We start from the raw sequence: 23470 nt of genomic DNA, 5'->3' as shown, positions 1-23470 counted from the left end.
TCGCTCTAGTTTGGCCTCATGAGACGCGACCATTGGCGCCGCTACACCGACCGGCTCGACCCCGAGACCGAGTACCGGGACATCTACGCCAAGATCGTGCAGCACGAGTTCCCCTGGGACATGCTGATGGCGCTGAGCTTCGCGCTCTTTCGCACGTACGCGGTGCCCGGCATCGGCCGCCTGCTGGACGAGACCGGGGCATTCGCGCAGGACACGCAGAAGCGTTACGACGACACCACCTTGCTGCTCGCGGTCCCGGGCGAGAAGGGTTTCGAGCATCCCGAAGCGCGAGCGGCGATCCGGCGGATCAACCAGATGCACCGCAGCTACGACATCCCCGATCACGAGATGCGCTACGTGCTCAGCACGTTCGTCGTCGTTCCGGTGCGATGGATCGCGCGGTTCGGCAAACGTCCGCTCACCGACAACGAAGTGCGCGCCACGGTGCGCTACTACCAGGTGCTCGGCCGGCACATGGGCATCAGCGAGATCCCCGCGACGTACGAGGAGTTCGCGCAGCTGATGGACGCCTACGAGACCGAGCATTTCGCCTTCGACGCCGGGGCCCGTCGCGTGGCCGACGCCACGCTCGGGTTCATGCTGACGTTCTACCCGTGGGTGCCGGGCCGGCTCATGCACGCGTTCGCCCGCTCCCTCATGGACGATCCGCTGCTGCGCGCCTTCGGGTACGACCGCCCCGTGCCGGCGATCCGCCTCCTGGGCCCGCTGTCACTGCGGCTGCGGGGGAGGCTGCTGCGCCTCGCCCCCGCTCGCGTGCGCCCCCAGCAACTCGAGGACATCCGCTGGATCCGCAGCTACCCCGGCGGCTACGACATCGAGCGACTCGGCACCTTCCCCGGTGGCTGCCCGGTTCGGTGACCGATCGCTGCCGTGCGATCTGATCGCGGTCGAGCCACCCGTCGGCGACGCGTTGAGTGTGACGTTTGTCCGCTTGGAGCGCACGATTCACCGCGCAAACGTCACACTCAACGGGTTCACGGCAGCGATCAGAGGATCTCGAGGCCGGTGATCGTCCAGGTGTCGCCGTCGCGCTCGGCGGTGACCGAGAGCTGCGCGGCGGAGACGCTCGCCTCTTCGTCGCTGGCCCGGCGGCTCGCCTGATCGAGGAACACCAGGAGCTCGGCGGAGTCGTCGCGCAGTTCCTTGACGCCGGCGACCTGCACCTGCGCGGTCAGCACGAGCTCCTGATCGGGTGCCTGTTCCTGGAGCGTCGAGTACAAGGTGTCGTACTCCTCGCGCGCGTCGCCGGTGAGGAACTGCTCGGCAGCGTCCTCGGTGGCCTGCGGGTCGTTGAAGTCGTACGACAACACCCGGGTCAGCGCTTGCGACACCTGCGCCTGCACGTCCGCGGTGGCGCCGGGGTCGATGAGCGCGGCGTTCTGCGCGGCGGAGTTCTGCTGAATGGTCCAGGCAGTGGCCCAACCGGCGATGCCGACGACCGCGAGGACACCGACGAGGACCCAGCGATTCAGGATGCGCCTCATGACAGGTTCACCGCCACTTGCTGAAGGTTCTCCAACTTCCACTCCCCCTCGACGCGCAGCAGCTCCGCGCTGAAGCGATTGCGCTTGACCGTGGGTTCTGCGTCCGGGTCGGCATCGTCCTCGACGGTGACCTCCACGGCCGCGATGACGGTGGCGCTCGAAGCGTCGAAGTCGGTGACGGCGGCGTCGACGACCTTGCCGGTCGAGATCATCTGCTGTTCGGCCAGCAACTGCTTCTCCTCGTCCGAGACGCCCACGAGCTGGTCGTGCAGTGTCCCGGTGGTGACGTCGGCCCACGCCGCGAGGCCCTCGTCGACCTCGCGGTAGTCGAGAGTGTTCATCGTCTCGATGTGCTGGCGGGCCTCGACGAGAACCGCGTCGCGGGTCTGCGCCTGCTCGATCGTGTCGTCGTTCCATGCCAGCCAGCCGGCGACGACACCCGAGATCGCGAGGACCACGGCGAGCGCGAGGATCAGCCACTCGCCCAGCCGTCCCCGCGACGTCCGTGGAGACCGCTCCGGCGTGCCGTCGTCGGCGACGTCCGCGGTCTCGACCTCGTCGGCGGTGTCGCTCGACGACGCTTCGGTCATGCTCATCCCACTCCTCCCAGCAGGTCTCCCAGACCACCGGCGACGTTGACCCGTGCCGCGGCGGGCGCCCCGGGATGGCTGATGCTCTGCGGCCCGCGCACGTTGGTGCCGCTGGCCGGGTCGGCCGTGCAGCCGGCCGAGGTGTTGAACGGGCGCCCCGTTGAGGTGTCCAGACCGTCGCGCATGGCCGTCCCACCGTAACCTGCGACACACGGCAGCGGATCGAAGTACGTCTGGGCGAGTCCCAGGTTCAGCCCCTTGGAGCCGTTGATCGCCCAGCCGACGCTCACCGCCTCCGGCACCCGGATGAGCGCGTCCTCGACGCCGGCCGCATTGATGCCGAACACTTGCGCCGGGGTGATGAGGTTCGCCATCAGCGTGCCGAGCGGGGTGCCGACCTGCTCGAACAGGGCGTTCATCTCCTGGGCGGCCGCCGGCGAATTGGCGATGAGGGTGCGCAGATCGGTGTCCGCGTCGCGCAGTGCGGCGGCGAAGAGATCGAGATCGGCGCTGAAACCCTTGATGCTCTCGGCGGACTCCTGCTGCGTGGTGAGCACGCGATCGGCGTTCTCGATGAGTCCCTGCGTCGCGAGGAAGTTCTGATCGGCGATCTCGACGAACTCCCGCGAGGTCTCGATGAGTTGCCCGAGGTTCTCCCCGGCTCCGCGCGACGCCTCGTAGGCCTCGTCGATGACGGTGCGCAAGTCCTCCTCGGGTACCGACGCGGCGAAGTCGCGCCCCGTGCGCAGGAGGTTCTCGATGGGGGGCGGCAGAGCATTGGACGACGCCGAGATGTGATCGCCCGCCGCGAGCGTCTCGTCGCTGCGTGTGTCGCCCGCGAGGTTGACGTACTGTTCGCCGATCGCCGAGCGGTTCGCCACGGTCGCGACGACATCCGCGGGGATGTCCGGCGCGTCGCCGTTGATGCGCAGCACCGCCTCGACGCCTTCCTCGGTCGGGGTGAGCCGCTCGATGCGGCCCACTGGCACGCCCCGGTACGTGACCTGACCGTTGGTGAAGATACCCCCGGCGTCGGGCAGGGCCACGGTGACCTTGTAGTCGGAGCTGAAGGGGTTGATGCCCACGTACGACGCACCGAGGTAGCTGGTGGCCACGAGGGCCACCGCGACGAACACGATGAGCTTGGACTTGATGGAGCCGGTGAGCATCAGCGGCCACCTTCCGGAAGCGTCGCGGGTGGGGAACTCGGTGACGAGCTCGTCGACGGCGACGGCGAGGGCTGGCTGGGCGTGCCCGAGGGCGCGCCTGGCAGCCGGCTCGGCGGCACCTCGATGGTCGGAGCGGGAAGCCCCGGCACCGCCGAGTTCGTCGGTGGCAGCAGGGTCGGCGGCAGCTCCGGCTCAGGGGCGTCGGGGTCCGCGCCCTGGCGGCCCTGCAAGCTCATGCCGGTCGAGGGCGACCCCGTGCTGTTGACCTGCGGCCACTCGCATCCCTTGGCCGCACAGCCCGCCGGCAGGGTGCGGAAGTTGGTCGTGATGAACACGTTCATGTAGTCGCCCTTGATCGCCCCGAGCACCGAGTCGGGGAACGGATAGGTCAACAGGATCTGCAGCGACTCCGGCAACGCCGAACCGGCACGGGCCAACTGGTCGAGGATCGGTTCGAGCGCCTGGAAATCGGCGACGATGTCGTCCTGAGCGTTGTTCAAGGTGTCGACGGTGACCACCGAGAGCCGGTCGAGTGCCTCCAGCATCGCGACCAGCTGCGAACGCTGGTCGACGAGCACCTGCATGCCGGGGCTCAGGCCGTCCAGAGCGCGGACGATCCGGTCGGTGTCGGCCTCGAGCGTCTGCGACAGCTCGTTGAGGCTGTCGAGCGCGTTGGTGATGGCCTCCTTGCGCTCGTCGAGCACCCCGACGAACGACTCCATCTGGCGCAGGAAAGCGGTGATCTCCTCGGGGCGACCCTCGGAGACCTGCTGCAGTTCGCGGGAGATCTCCTGGAACTGCTCGATGCCGCCACCGTTGAGCACCATCGAGAGCGCCCCGAGGACCTGCTCGACCTGCGCGGCCTGCGACGTCTCGGCCAGCCCGATGTGGGCGCCGTCGCCGACCGGGCGACCGGACTGCGGCGTGCTCGGCCGGACCAGCGCGACGTACTTCTCGCCGAGCAGCGAGGTCTGCTGGATACGAGCGGTCGTCCCCGCGGGCAATTCGACATCGCGGTTCACGACGAGTTCGACCCGAGCGCTCTCGCCGTCCTCGTTGAGGTCGATGTCCTGAACACGTCCGACGTCGACGTTGTCGAGCTTGACGCTGGACTGCGGCACCAGGTCGAGAACGTCCTCGAAGTCGGCGCTGAACCGCAACGGATCCGATCCGACGTCGGCACCTCCGGGAAGCGGTGCGTCGTAGACGCTGCCGCCGAGCATGCCGCAGCCGCTCAGGGTCAGCGCGGCGGCGGCTCCCGCGACCGCGAGTCGTAGACGCCTCATTGGTTCTCCTCCAGTCCACCGAACAGCGTGAGCGGGGCGTCCTGCGACGTGGCGGCGGCCAAGCCGTTACCGGACCAGACCGTCAGCTCGTTGAGGTTGCCGCGACCGTGCAGGGTGTTACTGCCCGGCTCGTAGGCGTTGAGGAAGTTCTGCAGGACGAGCGGGATCGTGCGCACGGTCTCCTCCAGCGCGTTCTTCTGGTTGACCAGCACCTGCGTCGGACCGATGAGGTTCTCGACGCTGGTCTGCAGGTTGCCGCGGTTGTCGCGGATGAACTCGTCGAGGATGCCGAGCGCTTGCCCGAGATTGGCGATGGCGGCCTGCATGTCCTGACGGTCCTCGGCGAGATAGTCGGCCACCGTGGCGAGCTGTCGGTTCGCCTGCGCCAGCGTCCGGTCGTTCGCCACGAGCATGTCGTTGAACTCCTTGAAGTTCGCGATCGTGGCGAACAGATCGTCGTCGGAGTTCGCCAGGGTGCCGGTGGCCTTGCCGAACTCGTGGATCATCTGGTTGATGTCGGCGCCGTTGCCCTCGAGGTTCTGCGCGAGCACCGTCAGCAGGTCCGACAGCGCACCGTCCTCGTTCGCCCCGTTCGGGCCGAGCTGGCTGCCGATGTCCTCGAGGCTCTCGTAGAGTTCGTCGATCTCGACCGGCACCGCCGTCTCCTCGATGACGGTGCCCGCTTCCAGCTTCGGCCCGCCGTCGTAGGGCTCGGTGAGCTGCACGAAGCGATCGCTCACCAGCGTCGGGGCGACGATGACGGCGGCGGTATCCGCCGCTGCCTCCTGGCCCCGGTCGAGCCGCATCGACACGCGCACCTCGTCGCCTTCGGGCTCGATCGCCGTGACGACGCCCACCGGGACACCGAGCATCTGGACGTCCGAGCCCGGGTAGAGGCCGACGGTGGAGTCGAAGGTCGCCTCGAACTCCACGCCCTGGCGCTCGATCAGGCGCCACGCGACCACCGCGGCGACGACGAGTGCGACCACCACGGCGAGCTGCGTGATCCGCTTGACGGTGCTGCTCATCGCTGACCTCCCGGCTCGCAGTTGCGGACGACGTTGTTGTCGAGGACCGGTGCGGCGTTCTCGTCGAACAGACCGCAGATGTAGGAGTCGACCCAGCGGCCGTTGCCCGTCGCCGAGGCCAGTCCGCGGTAGTAGGGGCCGAGGAGCTTGAGCGCCTCCTCGAGGTTGTCCTGGTTGCGCTGCAAGATGGCGGCCACCTCGTCGAGTTTGGCGAGCGCGGGCCGCAGCTGCGCCTCGTTGTCGCGCACGAGCCCCTCGAGCTCGGTACCGAGCCGCGCGGTGCCCTGCAGCATCGCCCGCACGGTCTCGCGGCGGTTCTCCAACTCGGTCAGCAGGGCGCTGCCGTCGTTGATGAGCCGCTCGAACTCGCTGTTGCGGTCCTTGAGGGTGCCCGAGACCTCCGCGGTGGCCGAGAACAGCTCCGCCAGTTCGGCGTCGCGGCTGGAGATGGTGCGCGAGAGGTCGGTCAGCCCTTGCACCATGCCCTGCACCGACTCCGGGGTGTCGCGGAAGGCGTCGGCGAGCGCCGTGAAGCTCTCCTCCATCTGGTCGGTGTCGATCTCGCCGATCGTGTCCGACAGGTCCGAGAACGCCGCGTTGACGTCGTAGGGGGTGGTGGTGCGCGAGACCGGGATCGGGCCGTCGAGTTCCTCGGTGCCGAGCGGATCGAGCGACAGGAATTTCTGACCCAGCATCGTCTTGACCTTGATCGCGGCCCGCGTCTGATCGCCCACGTCGACGCCCTTGGCGCGGAACTTGACCTCGACCCGAGTGCCGTCCAGGCCGATGTCGGTGACCTCGCCGACCTTGACGCCGGCCACCCGGACCTCGTTGCCCGGCTTCAGTCCGCCGGCCTCGGCGAACTGGGCGGTGTAGACCTTGCCGCCACCGACGACCGGGAGCGCCGAGGCGTTGAAGGTCGCGAGGAAGACCAGGGTCATCGCGAGCAGGCCGACGACGGCGATGAGCACCTTGTTGCGCTCGGCGAACGCCTTGGGGAATCTACTCATGCCGCCCCCTGCCAGAAGAACCCACGATGTGCAGGCGTCGGCATGAGGTGCTTGTTGATCACTCGCTGGCGCTCGCTCATGCCGCACACCTCGTGACACCTGGTGCGGGCGTGACGCCGAGGTCACCCATGTAGCCCTCGGGCATGGGGATCTTCCCTTCGATGGAACAGACGTAGAAGTTCAGCCACGAGCCGTAGCTGCCGAGGCGGCCGATCCGGTCGAGCTTCGTGGGGAGCACCTCGAAGAACGAGTTGAGCACCGCCTCGGCGTTGGACAGATTGCCGCTGAGCCGGTCGAGCGCCGCGATCGAGCCCTTGAGCGGCGCGCGACCCTCCTCGAGCAGCTCCGAGACGCTGACGGTCAGGTTGCCGAGGCCGTCGAGCGTGCTGCCGATGACCTCGCGGTCCTCGGCGAGCCCGGAGACGAGCTGCTGCAAGGTGATGATCGTCGTGTCGAGCTGGTCCGAGCGGCTGTTGATCGTGGTGAGCACGGCACTCAGGCTGTCGATGAGCTGCCCGATGACCTCGTCCTTCTCCGCGATCGTCTGGGTGAGGCTCGCAGTGCTGGACAGCAGCCCCTCGACCGTCGCACCCTCACCTTGGAACACCGCGATGATCTGCTCGGAGAGCTTGTTGACGTCCTCGGGTGAGAGGAACTTCATGAGCGGCTGGAAGCCGTTGAAGAGCATCGTGAGGTCCAGCGCCGGACGCGTCGCCGAGGTACCGAACGTGTATCCGGCCTGCAGCGTCGGGCCCGGGTCCTCCGGCGGCTCGAGCGCGATGTACCGCTGCCCGACGAGGTTGCGGAAGCGCAGCTCTGCCGTGGTGCCGCCGCGCACCCGCACCTGGTTGGAAACCGTGAACCTGACCTCGGCCAGCCGGTTCTCGGCGACGCGGATGTGCTCCACGGTGCCGACCTTGACGCCTGCCATGCGCACGTCGTCGCCCTTGTTGAGGCTCGTGGCGTCGGTGAACATCGCCGTGTACTCCTTGGCCGTGCCGCCCACGCTGTTGCGGATCGTGCCGGCCAGGGCGATCGTCGCGAGCACGGTCACGAGCGTGAAGACGATGCTCTTGATGAGGATCTTGGTCATTGCAGCGTCACCTTCGTATCGCGCAGGACGGGACCGACGAGCAGGCTGCTCCACCCGGGGTACTCGGCGGGTGCGAGGCCCTCGGTCGGCGCCAGCAGCTCCGCGAAGAGCTGGTTCTCCGCCGGGGAGTTGGCGTCGCCGAGGCCGGTGAGGGCGGCCTGCTGGCGCACGAACTCCCCGGGAGGCGGAGCGATCTGCTCGATCGCCGGTGCGGCGTCGGCGCTCGCCGCGGCGGCGCTCTTCGTGGCCGAGGGCGCGGCCCTCTTGCCGGTCACGTACGGGCAGCGCGGTGAACCGCCGGTGGCGTATTGGGGCGCGTCAGCCCCGGGCACGTACTTGCCGCGCGACTCCTCGACGTTGAGCACCACGTGAATGCCGGGCTCGTCAGTGCCCTTGCCGAGCGTCTTGTCCATCGCCGGAATGAAGTCCCGAGCGGCCTCGAACAGGCAGGGGAACTGCGAGGCGTACGGTCGCACCGCCTCGAGCGCGGCCCGACTGTCCGCGGAGAGGATCTCGATCGTCGGCTGGTGCGTGCCGACCCAGCCACCGGTCGTGTCGGACGCGGTGATGACGTTGGCGTACACGTCGGACAGCTGAGCGCGCTGTTGCACCATCGTGGCCGAGGTCGTCGTCATCGAATCGAGCGCCGACAGCAGATCCGGCAACGCCTCGTTGTAGGTGTCGGCGACCTCGGCCAGCTTCTGGAAGTCCTCGGCCATCGTCGGAACGTGCGGATTCAGCTGCTCGAGGTAGTCCGACCAACGCGCCATCGAGTCACCGAGGTCGGCACCCCGACCCCGCAGCATCGCCGACAGCTCACCGAGCGTCGCCGACAGCTTCTCCGGCTGCAGCGCCTGCAGGACCGGAAGCAGTTCGTCGAAGAGCTCCTCGAGCTCGACCGCCTCGTCGGACGTGTCCTGGTAGATGACGTCGCCTTCGGAGAGGCCCTCGGGCCCGCCGCCGGACGCTCTGCCGGCCGAGCCCGACGCCGGAGTGACCAGCGAGACGTACCGCTCGCCGAACAGCGTCTTGGGCAGCAGCCGTGCCGTGGTTCCGGCCGGCAGCGTCTCGGACACCGCGGGCTTGAGGGCGAGCGTCAGCTCAGCGCCGTCGGGGTCGGTGCGCACCCGAGAGACCTCACCGACCGGGACGCCGTTGAGCTTGACGTCGGACCCCTCCTGCAACGCGTTGCCGATCGCGCCCGTCCGCAACGTGACGTCCGTGGTCGGCGTGAAGGCCTTCTCATAGGCCAGCAGTGCGACGGCGACCAGTGCCGCCGCGAGGGCCAGATAGCCCAGACCGAGGAACGCGTCCACGACGCGCGACGACTTGCTCATCCGGCCACCCTCACCGTCGTCGTGGTGCCCCACAGCGCCATGGACAAGATGAGGTCGAGCACCGCGACGGTCACGATCGTCGTGCGCACCGAGCGGCCGACCGCCAGGCCCACGCCCGCCGGCCCGCCCTTCGCGGTGAAGCCCATCCGGCAGTGGATGAGGATGATCAGCACCGAGAAGATCAGCACCTTGACGAACGACAGCAGGATGTCGATCGGGGGCAGGAACAGGTTGAAGTAGTGGTCGTACGTTCCCGCGGACTGACCGTAGAAGTAGACCGTGACGATGCGCGAGCCGGCGTACGAGGTGAGCAGGCCCAGCACGTACAACGGGATGATCGCGATGAAGCCCGCGATGACGCGCGTGGTGACGAGGTAGGGCACGCTCGGCACGGCCATGACGTCGAGCGCGTCGACCTCCTCGTTGATCCGCATCGCGCCGAGCTGTGCGGTGAACCCGGCGCCGACGGTGGCCGAGAGCGCGAGCGCCGCGACGAGCGGAGCGATCTCGCGGGTGTTGAAGTAGGCCGAGATGAAGCCGTTGAGTGTGGCGGTGCCGATCTGGTCCAGGGCGGCATAACCTTGCATACCGACGACGGTGCCGACGAACAGCGTCATACCGACCATCACGCCGATCGTCCCGCCGATCACGGCGAGCGCGCCGGAGCCGAAGCTCACTTCCGACAGCAGCCGCAGCACGTCCTTGGGGTAGCGGCGCAGGGTGGCCGGGATCCAGGCCATGACGCGGCCGTAGAACCGCAGGTCCTGGCCCAAGCCGGCCAGCGCGTTGATGGGGGTGTCCCACCAGCGGGCGGGACGAACGGTGGACTGGGCCATATCAGGCTCCCTTGCCGGGGAACAGCTGCAAGTACAGCGTGGTGATGACGAAGTTGACGAAGAACAGCAGCAGGAAGGTGATGACGACCGACTGGTTGACCGAGTCGCCCACGCCCTTGGGGCCGGGGGCGGTGTTCAGGCCCCGGTACGCCGCGACGACGCCGGCGATGAAGCCGAAGATGGCCGCCTTGATCTCGCCCACCCACAGGTCCGAGATCTGCGCGAGCGCCGTGAAGCTCGCGAGGTAGGCACCCGGCGTTCCTCCCTGCACGATGACGTTGAAGAAGTAGCCGCCGAGCACACCGACGACCGACACGAGTCCGTTGAGCAAGATGGCCGCCGCGATGCAGGCGAGCACCCGCGGAACGACGAGGCGCTGGACCGGCGAGACTCCGATGACCTTCATGGCGTCGATCTCGTCGCGGATCTTGCGCGAACCGAGGTCGGCGCAGATCGCCGCGCCGCCCGCACCCGCGATGACGAGGGTGGTGACGATCGGGGCCGCCTGCTGGACGACCGCCAGAACGCTCGCGGCACCGGTGAAGGACTGGGCGCCGACCTGGACGGTGAGCGTACCGAGCTGGAGCGCGATGACCGCACCGAAGGGGATCGCGACCAGCATCGCCGGAATCCACGAGACGCTCACGACGAACCAGAACTGCTCGAGAGCCTCGCGTGCGGCGAACGGACGCTTGAACGTGGCCCGGATCGTGTCGAGACCGAGCGCGAAGAGGTCGCCGGTGGCGTTCAGCGCCCGGGTGATCGGACCGGGCCTCGGAGGGATCGGGACTCGGTCCTTCTCCTCGTCGTCGGCGACGTACAGTTGCGCGGCGCCGGAGGTGACCCGCTCACGGTGCCGCTCGCCGCTGGCGCGCACGGCACCCGACTTGGGGAGCAGCTGACGCGGCAGCACCTCGATCGCTCGCGCCCCCGCGTGGCGCGACATCACCGCGGTGCCGCCCGGATACGGGGGCAGGTCCTCGGCCTCGGGGAGCGGCTCGCCGCGCCGATGGTCGGTCTCCTCGCTCATGCCGATCGGCCCCTCAGGATCGCCGCTCATGAACTGGGAGACGACCGGATGGTCGGTGAGCAGGAACTCCTCGCGCGGACCGAACATCACCAGTTCGCCGCGGTAGAGCATGCCGAGGTTGTCCGGCAGGGTCCGGGCGAGCTCGATGTTGTGCGTGACGACGAGCATCGTGGCGTCCGTCGCCGCATTGATGTCGATGAGCAGTTGCGCGAGGTTGGACGTGCGGACCGGATCGAGGCCCGAGTCCGGCTCGTCGATGAGGATGATCTCCGGATCGGTGACGAGTGAACGCGCGAGACCGGCGCGCTTCTTCATGCCGCCGGAGATCTCGCCGGGCAGTTTGTGCTCCTGCCCGACTAGGCCGACCATGTCGAGTTTCTCCATGACGATCGACCGGATCGTCTCCTCGTCGAACTTGGTGTGCTCACGCAGCGGGAACGCAACGTTGTCGTAGACGTTCATCGAGCCGAACAGCGCGCCGTCCTGGAACAGCACCCCGAAGCTCTTGCGGAGCTCGAGGCGCTGCGCCTCGTTGGCGCGCACCATGTCGATCCCGTTGACGAAGCAGGTTCCGGCCTCGGGTTCCAGCAGGCCCATGACGGACTTGAGGAACACCGACTTGCCGGTGCCCGAGGGCCCGAGCAGCGCCGTGATCTCCCCCGGCGGGAGGGTGAGCGTGACGTCACGCCAGATGTTCTGGCTACCGAAGCTCTTGGTGAGGCCCTCGACCTCGACGGTCCCGCCCATGCATCCTCCTCGCATCTGCGGCTGCAGAAGGTCCGCGCCGCTGTGGTGTGGCTGACGGCACCGAACCGCCCCCTCAGATGGATCGGTGCCTGGCGAGGACGCTAGGTGTGGCCCACGTCACGACGCCACCACCTTCCCCAGACGAGCCCCTTCGTAATCGAAACGTAACCTTCTTTTGTCACGCGCATCACAAGAAGTGAAGGAAGTGGTCCGCGCGGGTGGCCGGATCGTTGCTCGCGCGAGGCGCGCTGTGGCTTGATCATCCTGTCGCCCCCTCACGACGCCGATCTTCGGCTGCCGTATGGACGCAGTGATGGGGAGTTGATGGGGAATGTCACTCGTGGTCTCCGAACGACAGATGATCGTGGCTTCGAGCCGAGACCTCTCACCGACGCGGCTCACGCACCTGAGTGAGCAGATCCGGCGCGCCGTGCTGACCGCGGCGGGGGCCCAGGACGATCAGCTCGTCCACGAGGTGGTTCATGCCGCGGTCACCGCCTTCGTCGAGGAGGGCGAGGCCCGCACCGCGGCCGCCCGCGTCGCTCCGCTCATGGACCGACTCGGCCGACGCCAGGCGCGCCGGGGTTCGGACGCCGCCGCACTCTTCGAGAGTTTCCGCGCCGCGCGCATCGCCACGCAGCGAGGCTTGAGCGCCGTCATCGGCGAGGCGATCACCGGCTCGGTCGTCATCCGACTGCGCGAGGAGCTGATGTCCTATCTCGCGTTCCTGTTCTCCCACGCGCGCGCCGGCCTGGAACTGGAGCGCGAGCGGATCGAACGAGCCGAGCTGGAACGGCCGCGGCGCACCACCGCGCCGCCCGCCCTCACCTCGTCGCAGCGCCGAGCGCTGGCCCGCCTGCGTGACGGCGAACAACTCGTCGTGCTCACCGCGGTCACCGAACCGCTGCCGATCGCGCTGTGCCACCAGCCCGGCGTCGCGGCCGACGACGAACGGCAGACCGCCCTCGCTCCGGCCGCCTGGTGCGCCGAGCAACTGTGCGAGTGGCTCGACGGCCAGGCCGTCCTCGGACCGGCCGTCACGATCAACGACGCCATCGCCGCGGTCGCTCTCGTGCGTCGCGCCGCGGGGATGCTCGCCGACGGCACGATCGAGGACCCCCGCCGCCTGGTCCCCTTCGAGGACCTCCTGGGCGCGATGCTCCTCGCCAGCAATCCGGTGCTGAACGAACTCATGATCGCGAAGCACTTCGCCAGTTGGGGACCGATGCCGGCGTCACGGCGCGTGGCCCTGGCCGAGTTCCTCCAGCTGTGGCTCGAGCGCGGCCAACCGACCAATCAGCTCGCCCGCGAACTCGGCATTCCTCCGCAGACGGCGCACTCGCGGATGAAGGCGGTCCGGCAACTGCTCGGCGAGGCCCTCGACGATCCCACGCAGCGACTGGAACTCATGGTCGCGCTTCGCGCGATCCTTCCGCGCTGGCGGTCCTGACCGCTCAGGACGGCTTGGCGGCGCGGACCTTGCGGCCGGCCATCTGCTCGATCGTGATCGCGACGTGAAGATCGCGGTCGCCCGGCGCCCACGGATGAGGCTCCTGCTGCTGCCAGTGCATGACCTGCTCCTCACTGGCCCGGCGAGCCGTGCCGTGCACGGTGAGGCTCCAGCCCCACCGATACAACTCCTCGAGATGGTCGATCTCGACTGCCACAGGCGTCGGTTCGTCGCCGGCAAGGTGCGCCAACACCGAATCCGGCTCCGTTCGCAAGAGCAGGTGGTCGGCGTCGGGAACGGCCACGTTCGCGACCACGAGCTCGATCTTCTCCGGACCGTTGAAGGCGATGCGCCCGATCCGCGCGAGGGTCAGGTACTCGCGGCACTCCTCAGCGGTGAGCTCTCGGATGTGACCTTCATCGGACATGGCGACCTCCTGGCGATGACATCGCTTCCAGTCTGCCGTCGATCCGGTACCCGCGCAGCGACGCGGGACACGACAGACGAAGGCCCCGGAACATGGAGCCATGTTCCGGGGCCTTCGCGGTGTTCGAAAGCCGAGCTAGAGCTCAGGCGCCGGTGTCGACGCGCTCAGGCGCGCGAGGCGCCTGGGGAGCCGGAGCCGGGTCCTCGGCACCAGGCTCCTCGCCACCGGGCTGCTCGGCGTCGCCGGCAACGGCGTTGAGCCAGTGGTAGACCGTGCCGTTCGCACCAGCCGCCGAGACCCGGAACATGTCGCCGGCGGTCGCGCCGGTGATCGTCAGCACGCCCTCGCCGTCGCCGTTCGGGCCGACCGTGGCCGCGAAGTCGCCGATCTCTTCCCATTCGTTCGTCTCGGGGTTGAGGCGGGTGATGAGACCCGTGATGTTCTCGTTGGGCTCGAAGCCCGCGAACTGCAGATTCACGCCCGCGGCGAGCTCGGCGACGGTCGCCTCGGCCGGGCCGGTTACCGACAGACCCTCGAGGATGGTCAACTGGATGGCATCGGCGTACTCGTACTCCACCTCGCCGTCTGCGCCCTCGTAGGTGTAGTACGCGGTGACCTCGTAGATCGGGAATCCATCGGCGTCAGGGGCGACCGGGGAGCTGCCCTCGGGGAGGATCGTGCCCGAGAAGGTTCCGTCAGCCTCGCGCTGGCCGTCGACCGGATCGCCGACGAGGCCGCCGCCGTTCGCACCCCACGAGGCGAGTGAGACGCTCACGCCGGTGGCTTCCTCCGGGATACCGGAGACCTCGAAGTCAATGCCATCGCCCCAGCTGCCGGCGGTGTAGGTCCGCTCCGACTCCTCGACGGTGAGGGTGATCGGATCGCCGGGCGCGGCGACCGCGGGGGTCGCGACGAGCGCCAGGCCGGCAGCCAGCGCACCGGCAAGGGCCGCCTTGCCGCGTGTCATCGTTCGCATGAAGGTCCTTTCGAGCGACGGGAGTCCGCCGCGTGAGTTGAGTACCAAAGCCGCGCACCTGCCCCCGAGGCCCGGCCGGCACGCCGTCCCAAGGCAATCACATCAGGAGGAGAACGAACAACTTCAATCACATGATGCTTATGGTGACGCGAATCACACCAGGCGGTTCGCCACGATGATGTCGTTCTCGTGATACTCACCCGTTGCGGCGTCGAGGATGCACGTGATGACCACGACGCGGTCCGGGTCGTGCACCCAGATGTCCTGGTCGGCGATCTCGGTCTTCGGGATCTCGATCTTCTCCTCGACGCGGTAGGTCTCACCGCGATAGGTGAAGTCGTCGCCGGTCTGCAGCGCACGAATCTGGTCGCCCGCGCACCCGTGGTCCTCGCAGGCGTGCGCGAGGATGAAGTCGGTTCCGCCGTCCTCGGGGTAGCCGTTCTCCGGGTCGACGACCTGCCAGAAGTTCTCGCCTTGATCCGGCGGGTTCCACACCGGGCTGTACGGCATCGTCTCGGTGGTCTCGATGTTGACCGCGGGCGCCGGTTCCTCGTTCGGCGTCTGCATCTGCGCGGTCGCCGGTGCCGCGTCCGGCTCCGCGTCCTTCGGGGAGTCGAAGACGCCCGCCAGAGCGGCGACGAGAACACCGGCGGCGACCAGCACGACGAGCGCGGCACCCGCACTCCAGAATCGATGCCGTCGCAGGACTTCCGTGACTGTCATGGTGGCGCTCGAGCCTCCCCCTTCGACCTGAGTGTCAGCGGCCCCGGCGATGCCGGAGTCGCGAGGTCACCCTACAGACCCGAGTGTCGGTGGCCGGCCCTAGCCTGACGGCATGAGCGTGAATCCTGCGATGATCACCCACGATGTCGTCGACCCCGTCGCCATCGGCGGCTGGTGGGCCGAGCAGACCGGCGGCGAGGTGCTCGCCGAGAACGACGGCTGGTTCGTCGTCGTCGGGTTGCCGAACGGCCTGCGCCTGGGCTTCCAACGGGTCGAGCAGCCGACGCCGGGCAAGAACCGCGTCCACCTCGACCTCGAGGCGACCGACGACGTGGAGACCGAGATCGCTCGGCTGGAGGGGGCCGGGGCCCGCGTCGTTGATCGCCAGCAGATTGGCGACTTCCGATGGGTCGTGCTGCACGACCCGGCCGGCAACGTCTTCTGCGTCTCGGCCGCCCACTGAAGCGCGGTCAGGTCTCCGGCGCGAAGGGCCAGTCCCCGAGCGGCTCGATCCGACGTCCGCGGCGAAGAGCGAGCCGGTTGTAGTCCATGGTGCGCTGCGCCGCCCAGAAGCGTTGCTGCGCCATGACAAGTGGCCGATCCGGAAAGACCGTGGCCCGGTGCCGCGCGCCGAGCTCGACCGCGATGTCACGGGCGACGCGGGCGTCGGCCTCGGCGTCGTGCGCGTTGTCGAGCTTGATGCCGTAGTAGTCCGCGACGTCGCCGAGGCGCCGCGACCCCAGCCGACCTCGCTCGATCCCGTAGTCGATGACGAAGGGGTCGATGACGGTCAGCTCATGCCACCGGGGCTGGCTGATGCCGTGACGTCGCAGTTCAGCGCGCAGCAGCGTGAGATCGAAGGCGGCGTTGAACACCACGAGCGGCGCATCGAGCGCGACGAGGTGATCGACCCAGGCACTCAGTTCGCGCAGCGCGGCCGCGGGAGCTGGCGCCCGGACGACGTCGGCGTCGCTGATGCCGTGGATCTCGGCGGCCGACTCCGGAATGGGCACCTGGGGGTGCACGATGCCCACGAGGTCCGGCCCGGCGTCCGGACCGAGTGCCGCGTACGTGATGAGGCGATCGCGATGCGGGTCGATGCCCGTGGTCTCGAAGTCGAGCGCGGCAAGCGGCCCGGAGTGCCAGCCGGTGTGCGCGCCACGCGGCGGCGGAACCGGCCGATGATGGCGGCACACGATGTAGGCCGCCCGGCCGAGGCCGATCCGGAACCCGGCTTGCGCGGGGACGTCGACACCGCATTCGGCACACTGCCCCCCGAATGTGTTCGTCCTCACCGCTACCTCCTGCGATCCTCACCGCTACCTCCTGCGATCCACGGTAGCGAGCCGGTACGACAGTCCGAAGCGTCGCAGGTCAGCGCACTGACGCGCCCCCGGAGTCGTCCGGCGGAGTGTCCCGATGCGTCTTTGCGACACCGCGTTCGGGCTCCGACCGGCGCAGTCGGTCGACCTCCTCACGTGAGGCGAGGTCCTCCTGCAGATGCCGCATGCGTGCCCGCCGCCGCTTGGCGCCGACGCGCCACGAGATCAGCGCGACGCTCAGCACCACACCGATCAACGCGCCGATCCACGAACCGGTGAGGAACCCTGGACCGTCCTGCGCCAGGAGCGCGCGGCCGTCGCGCGCCGAGTCGTTCCCGCCGACGGCCACCGACAAGGTGAGCCAGTTGGGCGCGGCGAGCACGACGGCGGCCACGACGACCGCGATCCGCACCGGCCACCGCGGGCGAAGGACGAGAGGCAGCACGAGCAGAGGTACCGCGGTGAAGACCGCGCCGAGGAACAGCCCCCAGAGAACTCCGGTGGCGGTCGACCCGCCGACGAGCCCGGCGATCTGCTCGGCCCACCAGCGCGGGAAGAACTCGGCGGCGATCAGGTAGGCGAGGTACCCCAGGGCCACGAGAACGAGGAGGAGCACCACCCGCCGCACCCATGGCGACGGCTGGACGCCATACGCATCGTCGCCCTGGCGCGCCATCTCCTCGGCCATGCGCCCATCATGGCACCGGAGCACAGCGTCCGCCGGAGACGAGCGCGATCAGGGCGCTGCTCGGTGCCCTCCGATACGCTTTCCCTACCCATGGTCTGGCTCGTCGCGCTCCATTTTGCTGCCGCCGGGCTGGCCCCTGCCCTCGTCAAAGTCCTGGACCGGCGGGCCTTCTGGCTCCTCGCGCTCGCGCCGGCCGTTTCATTCGCCTGGCTCGTGCCCCAGAGTCTCGAGGTCACGGCGTCGGGTGAGGCGATCCACCAGCGAGTGACCTGGATCGAGCCGATCGGCCTGCACCTGGACTTCTCGCTCGGCCCGTTCGCCGCCGTGCTGGCCCTCCTCGTCACCGGGATCGGCGCTCTCGTCCTCGTGTACTGCTCGTGGTACTTCCGGCCTCGCGACCCTGAGATCTGGCGCTTTGCCGGCGTGCTGACCGGCTTCGCCGGGGCGATGCTCGGCCTCGTCCTGTCCGACAACGTGTTCGTCCTCTACACGTTCTGGGAGTTGACCACCGTCCTGTCGTTCCTGCTGATCGGCCACAACCCCGATCGCCGGGCCAATCGTCGCGCCGCTCTCAGCGCGCTCATCGTCACGACGTTCGGCGGCCTCGCGATGCTCATGGGTCTGGTGATCCTCGCGGTGGAGACGGGCACTCCGCTGTTGAGCGAGATCGTGGCCGCACCGCCGCTGACCGGCGGCCTCGTCATCGCCGGCGTGATGCTGGTCCTCGTCGGCGCGTTGTCGAAGTCCGCCCTGGTCCCGTTCCACTTCTGGCTTCCCGGCGCCATGGCCGCTCCGACCCCGGTCAGCGCCTACCTGCACGCCGCCGCGATGGTGAAGGCCGGCATCTTCCTCGTCGCGGTCATGGCCCCCGGCTTCGCCGATGTTCCGGGCTGGCGTCCTCTCCTCGTCGCGCTCGGCATCGTCACCATGCTCATCGGCGGCCTTCGCGCATTGCGCCAGTACGACATCAAGCTCCTGCTCGCCTACGGCACCGTGAGCCAGCTCGGTTTCCTCGTCGCACTCTCCGGGACGGGAACCCGGGCGGCGGCCTTCGCGGCATTGTCGCTGCTCGTCGCGCACGCCTTGTTCAAGTCCGCGCTGTTCCTCGTCGTCGGGGTCATCGACCGTTCGGTCGGCACCCGCGACTTGCGGGAGTTGTCCGGGATGCGCAAGGCCCGCCCGCTGCTGTTCGTCACGAGCGCGGTGGCCGCCGCCTCGATGGCCGGCATCCCGCCGCTGCTCGGTTTCACCGCGAAGGAGGCGGCGTTCGCGGCCTACGTCGACCTCGGCAGTGATCTGGGATGGAGCACGTTCGCCTCGCGGCTCGCCTTGACCGGCATCGTCGTCGGCTCGATCCTCACCATGGCGTACACCGCGCGCTTCGTCTGGGGCGCCTTCGCCGACAAGCCCGGCGTCGAGCCGTGTCATCCCCGTGCCTTCTCCCGGGGATTCTCTCTGGTCCCCGCGTTCATCACCGCCTTCACCGTGCTCGGCGGACTCGTCGGCGCCTGGCTGACTCCCCGGATCGCGACATACGGCGAGGCGTTCCCCGAGGGGGCGCACGAACCGGTGCTCACGCTGTGGCACGGCTTCACCCCGGCGCTGTGGTTGTCGATCCTGACCGCGGTCGCCGGTCTCGCGTTGTTCGTCGGTCGCCATCCGGTCGCGGCAGCGCAGCACGCGATCGTCGACCGGTTGCCGATGCCGGACGCCGATCGTTCGTACCACGCCCTGATGCGCGGGGTGGACCGTCTCGCGGTCGAGGTCACGGGCCGCACGCAACGCGGTTCGCTCCCGTTCTACCTGGGCGTCATCCTGGTGACGCTGATCCTGGTACCCGGCTTCGCTCTCGTCCGGGCGTGGGAGACGCCGCAGGTCCGCGAGATCCGGCTGGCCGACAACTACCTGCAGATCGCCGTCGGCTTGTTGATGATCGTGGCCGCCGTGCTGATCGTCCGATCCCGGCGCCGGCTTCGCGCGGTGCTGCTGCTGGGCGTCACGGGCTACGGCACGGCGATCCTCTTCGTGGCGCACGGTGCGCCAGACCTCGCGCTGACCCAGGTGCTCGTCGAGACGTTCCTGCTCGTGACGTTCGTCCTCGTCCTTCGTCGGCTCCCCCCGTTCTTCTCCGACCGCCCGTTCACGGTCATGCGGTGGTTGCGGATCGGGATCGGGGTGCTCGTCGGAATCTTCGTCTCGGCCGTCGCCCTCGTCGCCAGCAACGCCCGCACGGCCACGCCCATCTCGCAGGGGTGGGAAGAACCCGCGTACACCTACGGCGGCGGCAAGAACATCGTCAACGTCACGCTCGTCGACATCCGCGCGTGGGACACGCTCGGTGAGCTCAGTGTGCTCGTCGTGGCGGCCACCGGGCTCGCGAGTCTCATCTTCCTCATCACCGACCGCGCCGGAAACGTCAGCCGTCCGCGCCGCATCGTGACGCCGGACTCCAACCAGTGGCTCGCGGCGAACCTGCACGATGACCGGCGCTCGATCGTGTTCGAGATCGTCACCCGACTGATCTTCCACACGGTGATCGTGTTCTCGATCTACCTCATGCTGTCCGGGCACAACTCCCCCGGCGGTGGCTTCGCCGGCGGCCTCATCGCCGGGCTCGCGCTGATGATCCGCTACCTCGCCGGTGGCCGCGAGGAACTCGACAACGCCGCGCCGGTCGACGCGGGCATGGTGCTCGGTATCGGCCTCGCGCTCGCTGCCCTGTCCGGGATCGTTCCGACGCTGCTCGGCGGAGGCGTGTTGCAAAGCGCGATCATCGACATCCCGATCCCGCTGCTCGGTGAGCTGCACCTGGTCACCTCGGTCTTCTTCGACGTGGGCGTGTACCTCATCGTCGTCGGGCTCGCGATCGACGTCCTGCGCAGCCTCGGAAGCGGCATCGACGCGCAGGCCGAGGAAGAGGCCGATGAGCAGGAGGACGAGGTGGTGCCGGCATGAGCCCCAATCTCATTCTGGTGATCGTGGTCGGCGTGATGGTCGGCTCCGGCGTGATCCTCGTCCTGGAGCGCAGCCTGACGCGCATCCTCGTCGGGTTCGTGCTCATCGGCAACGGTCTCAACGTGCTGTTCCTCGTCGCCTCCGGGCCGGCCGGACGCGCACCGCTGATCGACGTGGGTGAGGGGCCGATGAGCGATCCGCTCCCCCAGGCGATGGCGCTCACCGCGATCGTCATCACCCTCGGCGTCACCGCGTTCGGACTCGCGCTGGCCTACCGGGCGTACCAGCTCACCGGGACCGACGACGTGCAAGACGACCTCGAGGACGACTTCATCCGTCGGCGGGCGGAGCGCGACGAGGTGTCGACGACCTTCGATGAAGCGCTCCCGGATGAGGCGCTGCCGGACGAGGACTACCTCGACAACGACGACGTCGGTGTGGCCGCGGACGCGGAGACCAGCGTGGGCGAGGAGCGCCGCCGATGAACCACATCGTCGAACAGCTGGTCCTCGCGCCCGTCATCATCCCGCTGCTGGGTGCCGGGCTGTGCCTGGCTGCGGGGCGCTCGGCCGCGGTCCAGCGCATCGTCAGCATCGTGGCGCTCGGGCTCGTGGTCGCTGCCGCGGGCGTTCTGCTGTACCGCGCCGACACCCACGGACCCCAGACCTTCAACGTCGGCGGCTGGCCGGCCGAACTCGGCATCAGCCTGGTCGCCGACCGGTTCAGCTCGCTCATGCTGATCGTCTCGACGATCGTCACCTTGTGCGTCCTGCTGTACTCAATCGGTCAGGGTGTCGTGGAGTTCGGACGCAAGACGCCGTTGTCGGTCTTCTACCCGACGTTCCTCGTGCTGAGCGCCGGTGTTTCCAATGCGTTCTTGTCCGCCGATCTGTTCAACCTGTTCGTCGGGTTCGAGATCTTGCTGGCGTCGTCGTACGTGCTCATCACGCTCGGCGGCACGAACGCCCGCGTCCGGTCGGGCACGATCTACATCATCGTCAGCCTGATCTCCTCGGTGCTGTTCCTCATGTCGATCGGCGCCGTCTACGCGGCGACCGGCACGGTCAACTTCGCGCAGCTGGCGAGCCGGTTCGCCGAACTGCCGCCGGGGATCACCACGGTGCTCCAGCTGATGCTGCTGCTGACGTTCGCGGTCAAGGCAGCCGTCTTCCCGCTCTACGCGTGGCTTCCCGACTCGTACCCCACCGCACCGGCGCCTGTCACCGCGGTCTTCGCCGGATTGCTCACGAAGGTCGGCATCTACGCGATCTTGCGCACGCAGACGCTCCTGTTCCCCGGCGACAACCTGCGGACGCTGCTGCTGTGGGCCGCGATCCTCACGATGGTCGTCGGCATCCTGGGCGCCGTCGCGCAATCGGACGTCAAACGTGTCCTCTCCTTCACCCTCGTCAGCCACATCGGCTACATGCTGTTCGGCATCGCGATGGGCACCGAACTCGGCATCACGGGCGCGGTCTTCTACATCGCGCACCACATCACGGTGCAGACCACGCTGTTCCTGGTGGCCGGACTGATCGAGTACCGCTCGGGAACCACCAACCTCGATCGGCTCGGTGGCCTGGCGCGACTCGCGCCGATCCTGTCGATCATGTTCTTCGTCCCGGCGATCAATCTCGCCGGCATTCCCCCCTTCTCGGGCTTCCTCGGCAAGCTCGCGCTGATGGAAGCGGGGATCGAGGACGAGGCGGGGCTCGCCACCCTCGGCGTCGTCGCCGCCGTCGTGACCAGCCTGCTGACGCTCTACGCGATCGCGAAGATCTGGAACCGCGCGTTCTGGCAACCCAAGGGTGAGGACGCTCCCGACGTCTCGCAGGTCGATACCGGACCCTGGACGCCCGCCGGCTCCCTGCACGGTACGCGCGGCGTCGGGACCAAGACGCAGCGGACGACCGCGTGGGCGGACCAACGCGAGGAGAAGCGGCTGCCGCGCGGCATGGCCGGTCCGACGCTCTTCCTCGCCTTCGTGACGGTCACGCTGACCGTCTTCGCCGGTCCGCTCATGAGCTACGCGCAGCGCGCAGCGGTCGAACTGCTGGATCGCCAGCCCTATATCGAGGCGGTGCTGGACCGATGAACGTCGTACGCGTCCCGGTGATCCTCGCGCTCACCATCGTCTGGGCCATGCTGTGGGGCGAGGTCACCCCGCTCAACATCGTCGGGGGCCTGCTCATCTCGACCCTGGTGGTGGTGGTCTTCCCCTTCCCGCCGGTCAACCTGGTCGGCACGGTGCGGCCGCTGGGGCTGCTCGTGCTCTTCGGCCGCTTCCTCTACGACCTCGTGGTGGCGAGTTTCCAGGTGGCCTGGACGGCGATCCGGCCCGGCGCTCCGCCCAAGAGCGCCGTCATCGAGGTGCATCTGGTGAGTCGTTCGGACCTGTTACAGGTGCTGACCGGGGAATTCGTGTCGCTCGTCCCGGGCTCCCTGCTCATCGAGCTCGACGCTGACAACGGCCGTATGTGGCTGCATGTGCTCGACGGGTCGACCCCGAGGCGCGTCGACACCGCGCGGCGCAAGGCACGAGCACAGGAGCACCGGGTCATCGCCGCCTTCGGTTCTCGCGACGAGCTCGAAGCCAGCACCGCCCTACTGCGAGAGGACGTGAGCGCATGACGATCGTCGGCATCACGTGCGCTGTCATCCTCGGGGTGACCGGCGTGCTCTGCATGGTCCGCATCGTCCGCGGGCCCACGATGCTCGACCGCACGGTCGCCGCCGACGTGTTCGTGGCGGCCAGCGTGGGCGTCATCGGCGTGGAGGCGGCCGTCAACGGCCACCGCACCACACTGCCCGTCCTGGTGGCGCTCTCCCTCGTCGCATTCCTCGGGTCGATCAGCATCGCCCGGTACGCGGCACCGGACACGGACAAGATCGCCGCGACCCGCGCGAAGGTGCCCGAGGAACAGCAGCGCGAGGACGACATCCGGCGAGGTGGTGAGGTGTGATCGACGTGCTCTCCGGCGCCCTGCTCATCCTCGGTTCCTCGTTCGCGCTGGTGGCGGCGATCGGCATCGTGCGGTTTCCCGAACTGCTGTCGCGGATGCACGCGGCGACCAAGCCTCAGACGCTCGGACTGCTCTTGATCCTCGCCGGCCTCGGGCTGCAGGCCGAGGACCTCGGCGATCTGACCATCATCGTGGTGGTCGCGCTCTTCCAGCTCCTCACCGCCCCGGTCTCCGCGCACATGGTGGGACGTGCCGCGTTCCGGACGGCGCTGGTCGACAAGGACCGGCTCGCCACCGTGGAGACCCCCGCCGAACGCGGCGAGCAGCCTTGACGG

Annotated in this window: 24 protein-coding genes; 9 read left to right on the top strand and 15 right to left on the bottom strand. The window is 68.6% G+C overall.

Features of this window, described 5'->3' with window-relative positions:
* Positions 1-18: 18 nt before the first annotated feature.
* Entirely contained in the window at positions 19-879 is an 861-nt protein-coding gene (locus D9V41_RS13085; RefSeq protein WP_121795028.1) for an oxygenase MpaB family protein, read from the top strand.
* A gap of 128 nt (positions 880-1007) precedes the next feature.
* On the opposite strand, the gene D9V41_RS13080 is transcribed toward D9V41_RS13085, so the two are convergent.
* From D9V41_RS13080 to D9V41_RS18710, 10 genes are all read right to left on the bottom strand, one after another.
* Positions 1008-1505 carry a hypothetical protein gene (locus D9V41_RS13080; RefSeq protein ID WP_121795027.1) on the bottom strand — a complete coding sequence of 166 codons (498 nt, stop codon included), beginning with the start codon at positions 1503-1505 and terminating at the stop codon, positions 1008-1010.
* Complete coding sequence (locus D9V41_RS13075; RefSeq protein ID WP_133434187.1) at positions 1502-2101, bottom strand: hypothetical protein; 600 nt, start codon at positions 2099-2101, stop codon at positions 1502-1504. The genes D9V41_RS13080 and D9V41_RS13075 overlap by 4 nt, the downstream gene beginning before the upstream one ends.
* Complete coding sequence (locus D9V41_RS13070; protein ID WP_121795025.1) at positions 2098-3264, bottom strand: MlaD family protein; 1167 nt, start codon at positions 3262-3264, stop codon at positions 2098-2100. The genes D9V41_RS13075 and D9V41_RS13070 overlap by 4 nt, the downstream gene beginning before the upstream one ends.
* Positions 3264-4550, bottom strand: a complete 1287-nt coding sequence (locus D9V41_RS13065) for an MCE family protein (protein ID WP_121795024.1) — start codon at positions 4548-4550, stop codon at positions 3264-3266. Before D9V41_RS13065 ends, D9V41_RS13070 begins: the two co-directional genes overlap by 1 nt.
* Complete coding sequence (locus tag D9V41_RS13060) at positions 4547-5578, bottom strand: MCE family protein (RefSeq protein WP_121795023.1); 1032 nt, start codon at positions 5576-5578, stop codon at positions 4547-4549. Before D9V41_RS13060 ends, D9V41_RS13065 begins: the two co-directional genes overlap by 4 nt.
* Complete coding sequence (locus D9V41_RS13055; RefSeq protein ID WP_121795022.1) at positions 5575-6588, bottom strand: MCE family protein; 1014 nt, start codon at positions 6586-6588, stop codon at positions 5575-5577. The genes D9V41_RS13060 and D9V41_RS13055 overlap by 4 nt, the downstream gene beginning before the upstream one ends.
* A gap of 76 nt (positions 6589-6664) precedes the next feature.
* Positions 6665-7681 carry an MCE family protein gene (locus D9V41_RS13050; protein ID WP_121795021.1) on the bottom strand — a complete coding sequence of 339 codons (1017 nt, stop codon included), beginning with the start codon at positions 7679-7681 and terminating at the stop codon, positions 6665-6667.
* The gene (locus D9V41_RS13045) at positions 7678-9018 is read right to left on the bottom strand and encodes an MCE family protein (protein WP_133434186.1); all 1341 of its coding nucleotides are present in this window, start codon (positions 9016-9018) and stop codon (positions 7678-7680) included. The genes D9V41_RS13050 and D9V41_RS13045 overlap by 4 nt, the downstream gene beginning before the upstream one ends.
* Complete coding sequence (locus tag D9V41_RS13040; RefSeq protein ID WP_121795019.1) at positions 9015-9854, bottom strand: MlaE family ABC transporter permease; 840 nt, start codon at positions 9852-9854, stop codon at positions 9015-9017. Before D9V41_RS13040 ends, D9V41_RS13045 begins: the two co-directional genes overlap by 4 nt.
* 1 nt (position 9855) lies before the next feature.
* Positions 9856-11631 (bottom strand): ABC transporter permease, encoded by a 1776-nt coding sequence (locus tag D9V41_RS18710; RefSeq protein WP_481725500.1) that lies wholly within the window; start codon positions 11629-11631, stop codon positions 9856-9858.
* A gap of 364 nt (positions 11632-11995) precedes the next feature.
* On the opposite strand from D9V41_RS18710, the gene D9V41_RS13030 reads away from it, so the two are divergent.
* The gene (locus D9V41_RS13030) at positions 11996-13081 is read left to right on the top strand and encodes a helix-turn-helix domain-containing protein (RefSeq protein WP_166376039.1); all 1086 of its coding nucleotides are present in this window, start codon (positions 11996-11998) and stop codon (positions 13079-13081) included.
* 4 nt (positions 13082-13085) lie between these two features.
* Here the strand turns inward: D9V41_RS13030 and D9V41_RS13025 are convergent, their stop codons facing one another.
* From D9V41_RS13025 to D9V41_RS13015, 3 genes are all read right to left on the bottom strand, one after another.
* Positions 13086-13508, bottom strand: coding sequence for a pyridoxamine 5'-phosphate oxidase family protein (locus D9V41_RS13025; protein WP_166376038.1), 423 nt, complete (start codon positions 13506-13508; stop codon positions 13086-13088).
* A 142-nt stretch (positions 13509-13650) separates the two neighbouring features.
* A complete protein-coding gene (locus D9V41_RS13020) occupies positions 13651-14484 on the bottom strand; it encodes a hypothetical protein (protein ID WP_121795016.1) in 834 nt (277 codons plus the stop codon).
* Between the two features lie 153 nt (positions 14485-14637).
* Positions 14638-15207: a sortase family protein gene (locus D9V41_RS13015; protein WP_121795015.1), complete on the bottom strand. Its 570-nt coding sequence runs from the start codon at positions 15205-15207 to the stop codon at positions 14638-14640.
* Positions 15208-15319: 112 nt separating this feature from the next.
* Here D9V41_RS13015 and D9V41_RS13010 point away from each other — a divergent pair, with 112 nt between their 5' ends.
* Complete coding sequence (locus D9V41_RS13010; protein WP_121795014.1) at positions 15320-15670, top strand: VOC family protein; 351 nt, start codon at positions 15320-15322, stop codon at positions 15668-15670.
* A 7-nt stretch (positions 15671-15677) separates the two neighbouring features.
* Here the strand turns inward: D9V41_RS13010 and D9V41_RS13005 are convergent, their stop codons facing one another.
* Together D9V41_RS13005 and D9V41_RS13000 are read right to left on the bottom strand one after the other, a co-directional pair.
* Positions 15678-16502, bottom strand: a complete 825-nt coding sequence (locus tag D9V41_RS13005; protein ID WP_121795013.1) for an exonuclease domain-containing protein — start codon at positions 16500-16502, stop codon at positions 15678-15680.
* 79 nt (positions 16503-16581) lie between these two features.
* Positions 16582-17217, bottom strand: coding sequence for a hypothetical protein (locus D9V41_RS13000; protein WP_121795012.1), 636 nt, complete (start codon positions 17215-17217; stop codon positions 16582-16584).
* Positions 17218-17307: 90 nt separating this feature from the next.
* Here D9V41_RS13000 and D9V41_RS12995 point away from each other — a divergent pair, with 90 nt between their 5' ends.
* From D9V41_RS12995 to mnhG, 6 genes are read left to right on the top strand one after another with little or no spacing between them, the layout of a single operon-like run.
* Entirely contained in the window at positions 17308-20172 is a 2865-nt protein-coding gene (locus tag D9V41_RS12995) for a Na+/H+ antiporter subunit A (protein ID WP_121795011.1), read from the top strand.
* On the top strand, positions 20169-20657 hold the full coding sequence (locus tag D9V41_RS12990; protein WP_121795010.1) for a Na(+)/H(+) antiporter subunit C: 489 nt from the start codon (positions 20169-20171) through the stop codon (positions 20655-20657). The genes D9V41_RS12995 and D9V41_RS12990 overlap by 4 nt, the downstream gene beginning before the upstream one ends.
* Positions 20654-22267 carry a Na+/H+ antiporter subunit D gene (locus D9V41_RS12985; protein ID WP_121795009.1) on the top strand — a complete coding sequence of 538 codons (1614 nt, stop codon included), beginning with the start codon at positions 20654-20656 and terminating at the stop codon, positions 22265-22267. Before D9V41_RS12990 ends, D9V41_RS12985 begins: the two co-directional genes overlap by 4 nt.
* Positions 22264-22803 carry a Na+/H+ antiporter subunit E gene (locus tag D9V41_RS12980; RefSeq protein ID WP_121795008.1) on the top strand — a complete coding sequence of 180 codons (540 nt, stop codon included), beginning with the start codon at positions 22264-22266 and terminating at the stop codon, positions 22801-22803. Before D9V41_RS12985 ends, D9V41_RS12980 begins: the two co-directional genes overlap by 4 nt.
* Positions 22800-23135 carry an MrpF/PhaF family protein gene (locus D9V41_RS12975; protein ID WP_121795007.1) on the top strand — a complete coding sequence of 112 codons (336 nt, stop codon included), beginning with the start codon at positions 22800-22802 and terminating at the stop codon, positions 23133-23135. The genes D9V41_RS12980 and D9V41_RS12975 overlap by 4 nt, the downstream gene beginning before the upstream one ends.
* Positions 23132-23467 (top strand): monovalent cation/H(+) antiporter subunit G, encoded by a 336-nt coding sequence (mnhG, locus tag D9V41_RS12970; RefSeq protein WP_121795006.1) that lies wholly within the window; start codon positions 23132-23134, stop codon positions 23465-23467. Before D9V41_RS12975 ends, mnhG begins: the two co-directional genes overlap by 4 nt.
* The last annotated feature ends 3 nt before the right edge of the window (positions 23468-23470 follow it).

This window comes from Aeromicrobium phragmitis, from assembly GCF_003674095.1.
In the GTDB taxonomy this organism is placed as follows: Bacteria; Actinomycetota; Actinomycetes; order Propionibacteriales; family Nocardioidaceae; genus Aeromicrobium; species Aeromicrobium phragmitis.
The sequence above is the reverse complement of the archived record's forward strand: the minus strand, read 5'-3'. Positions and strand labels throughout refer to the sequence as shown.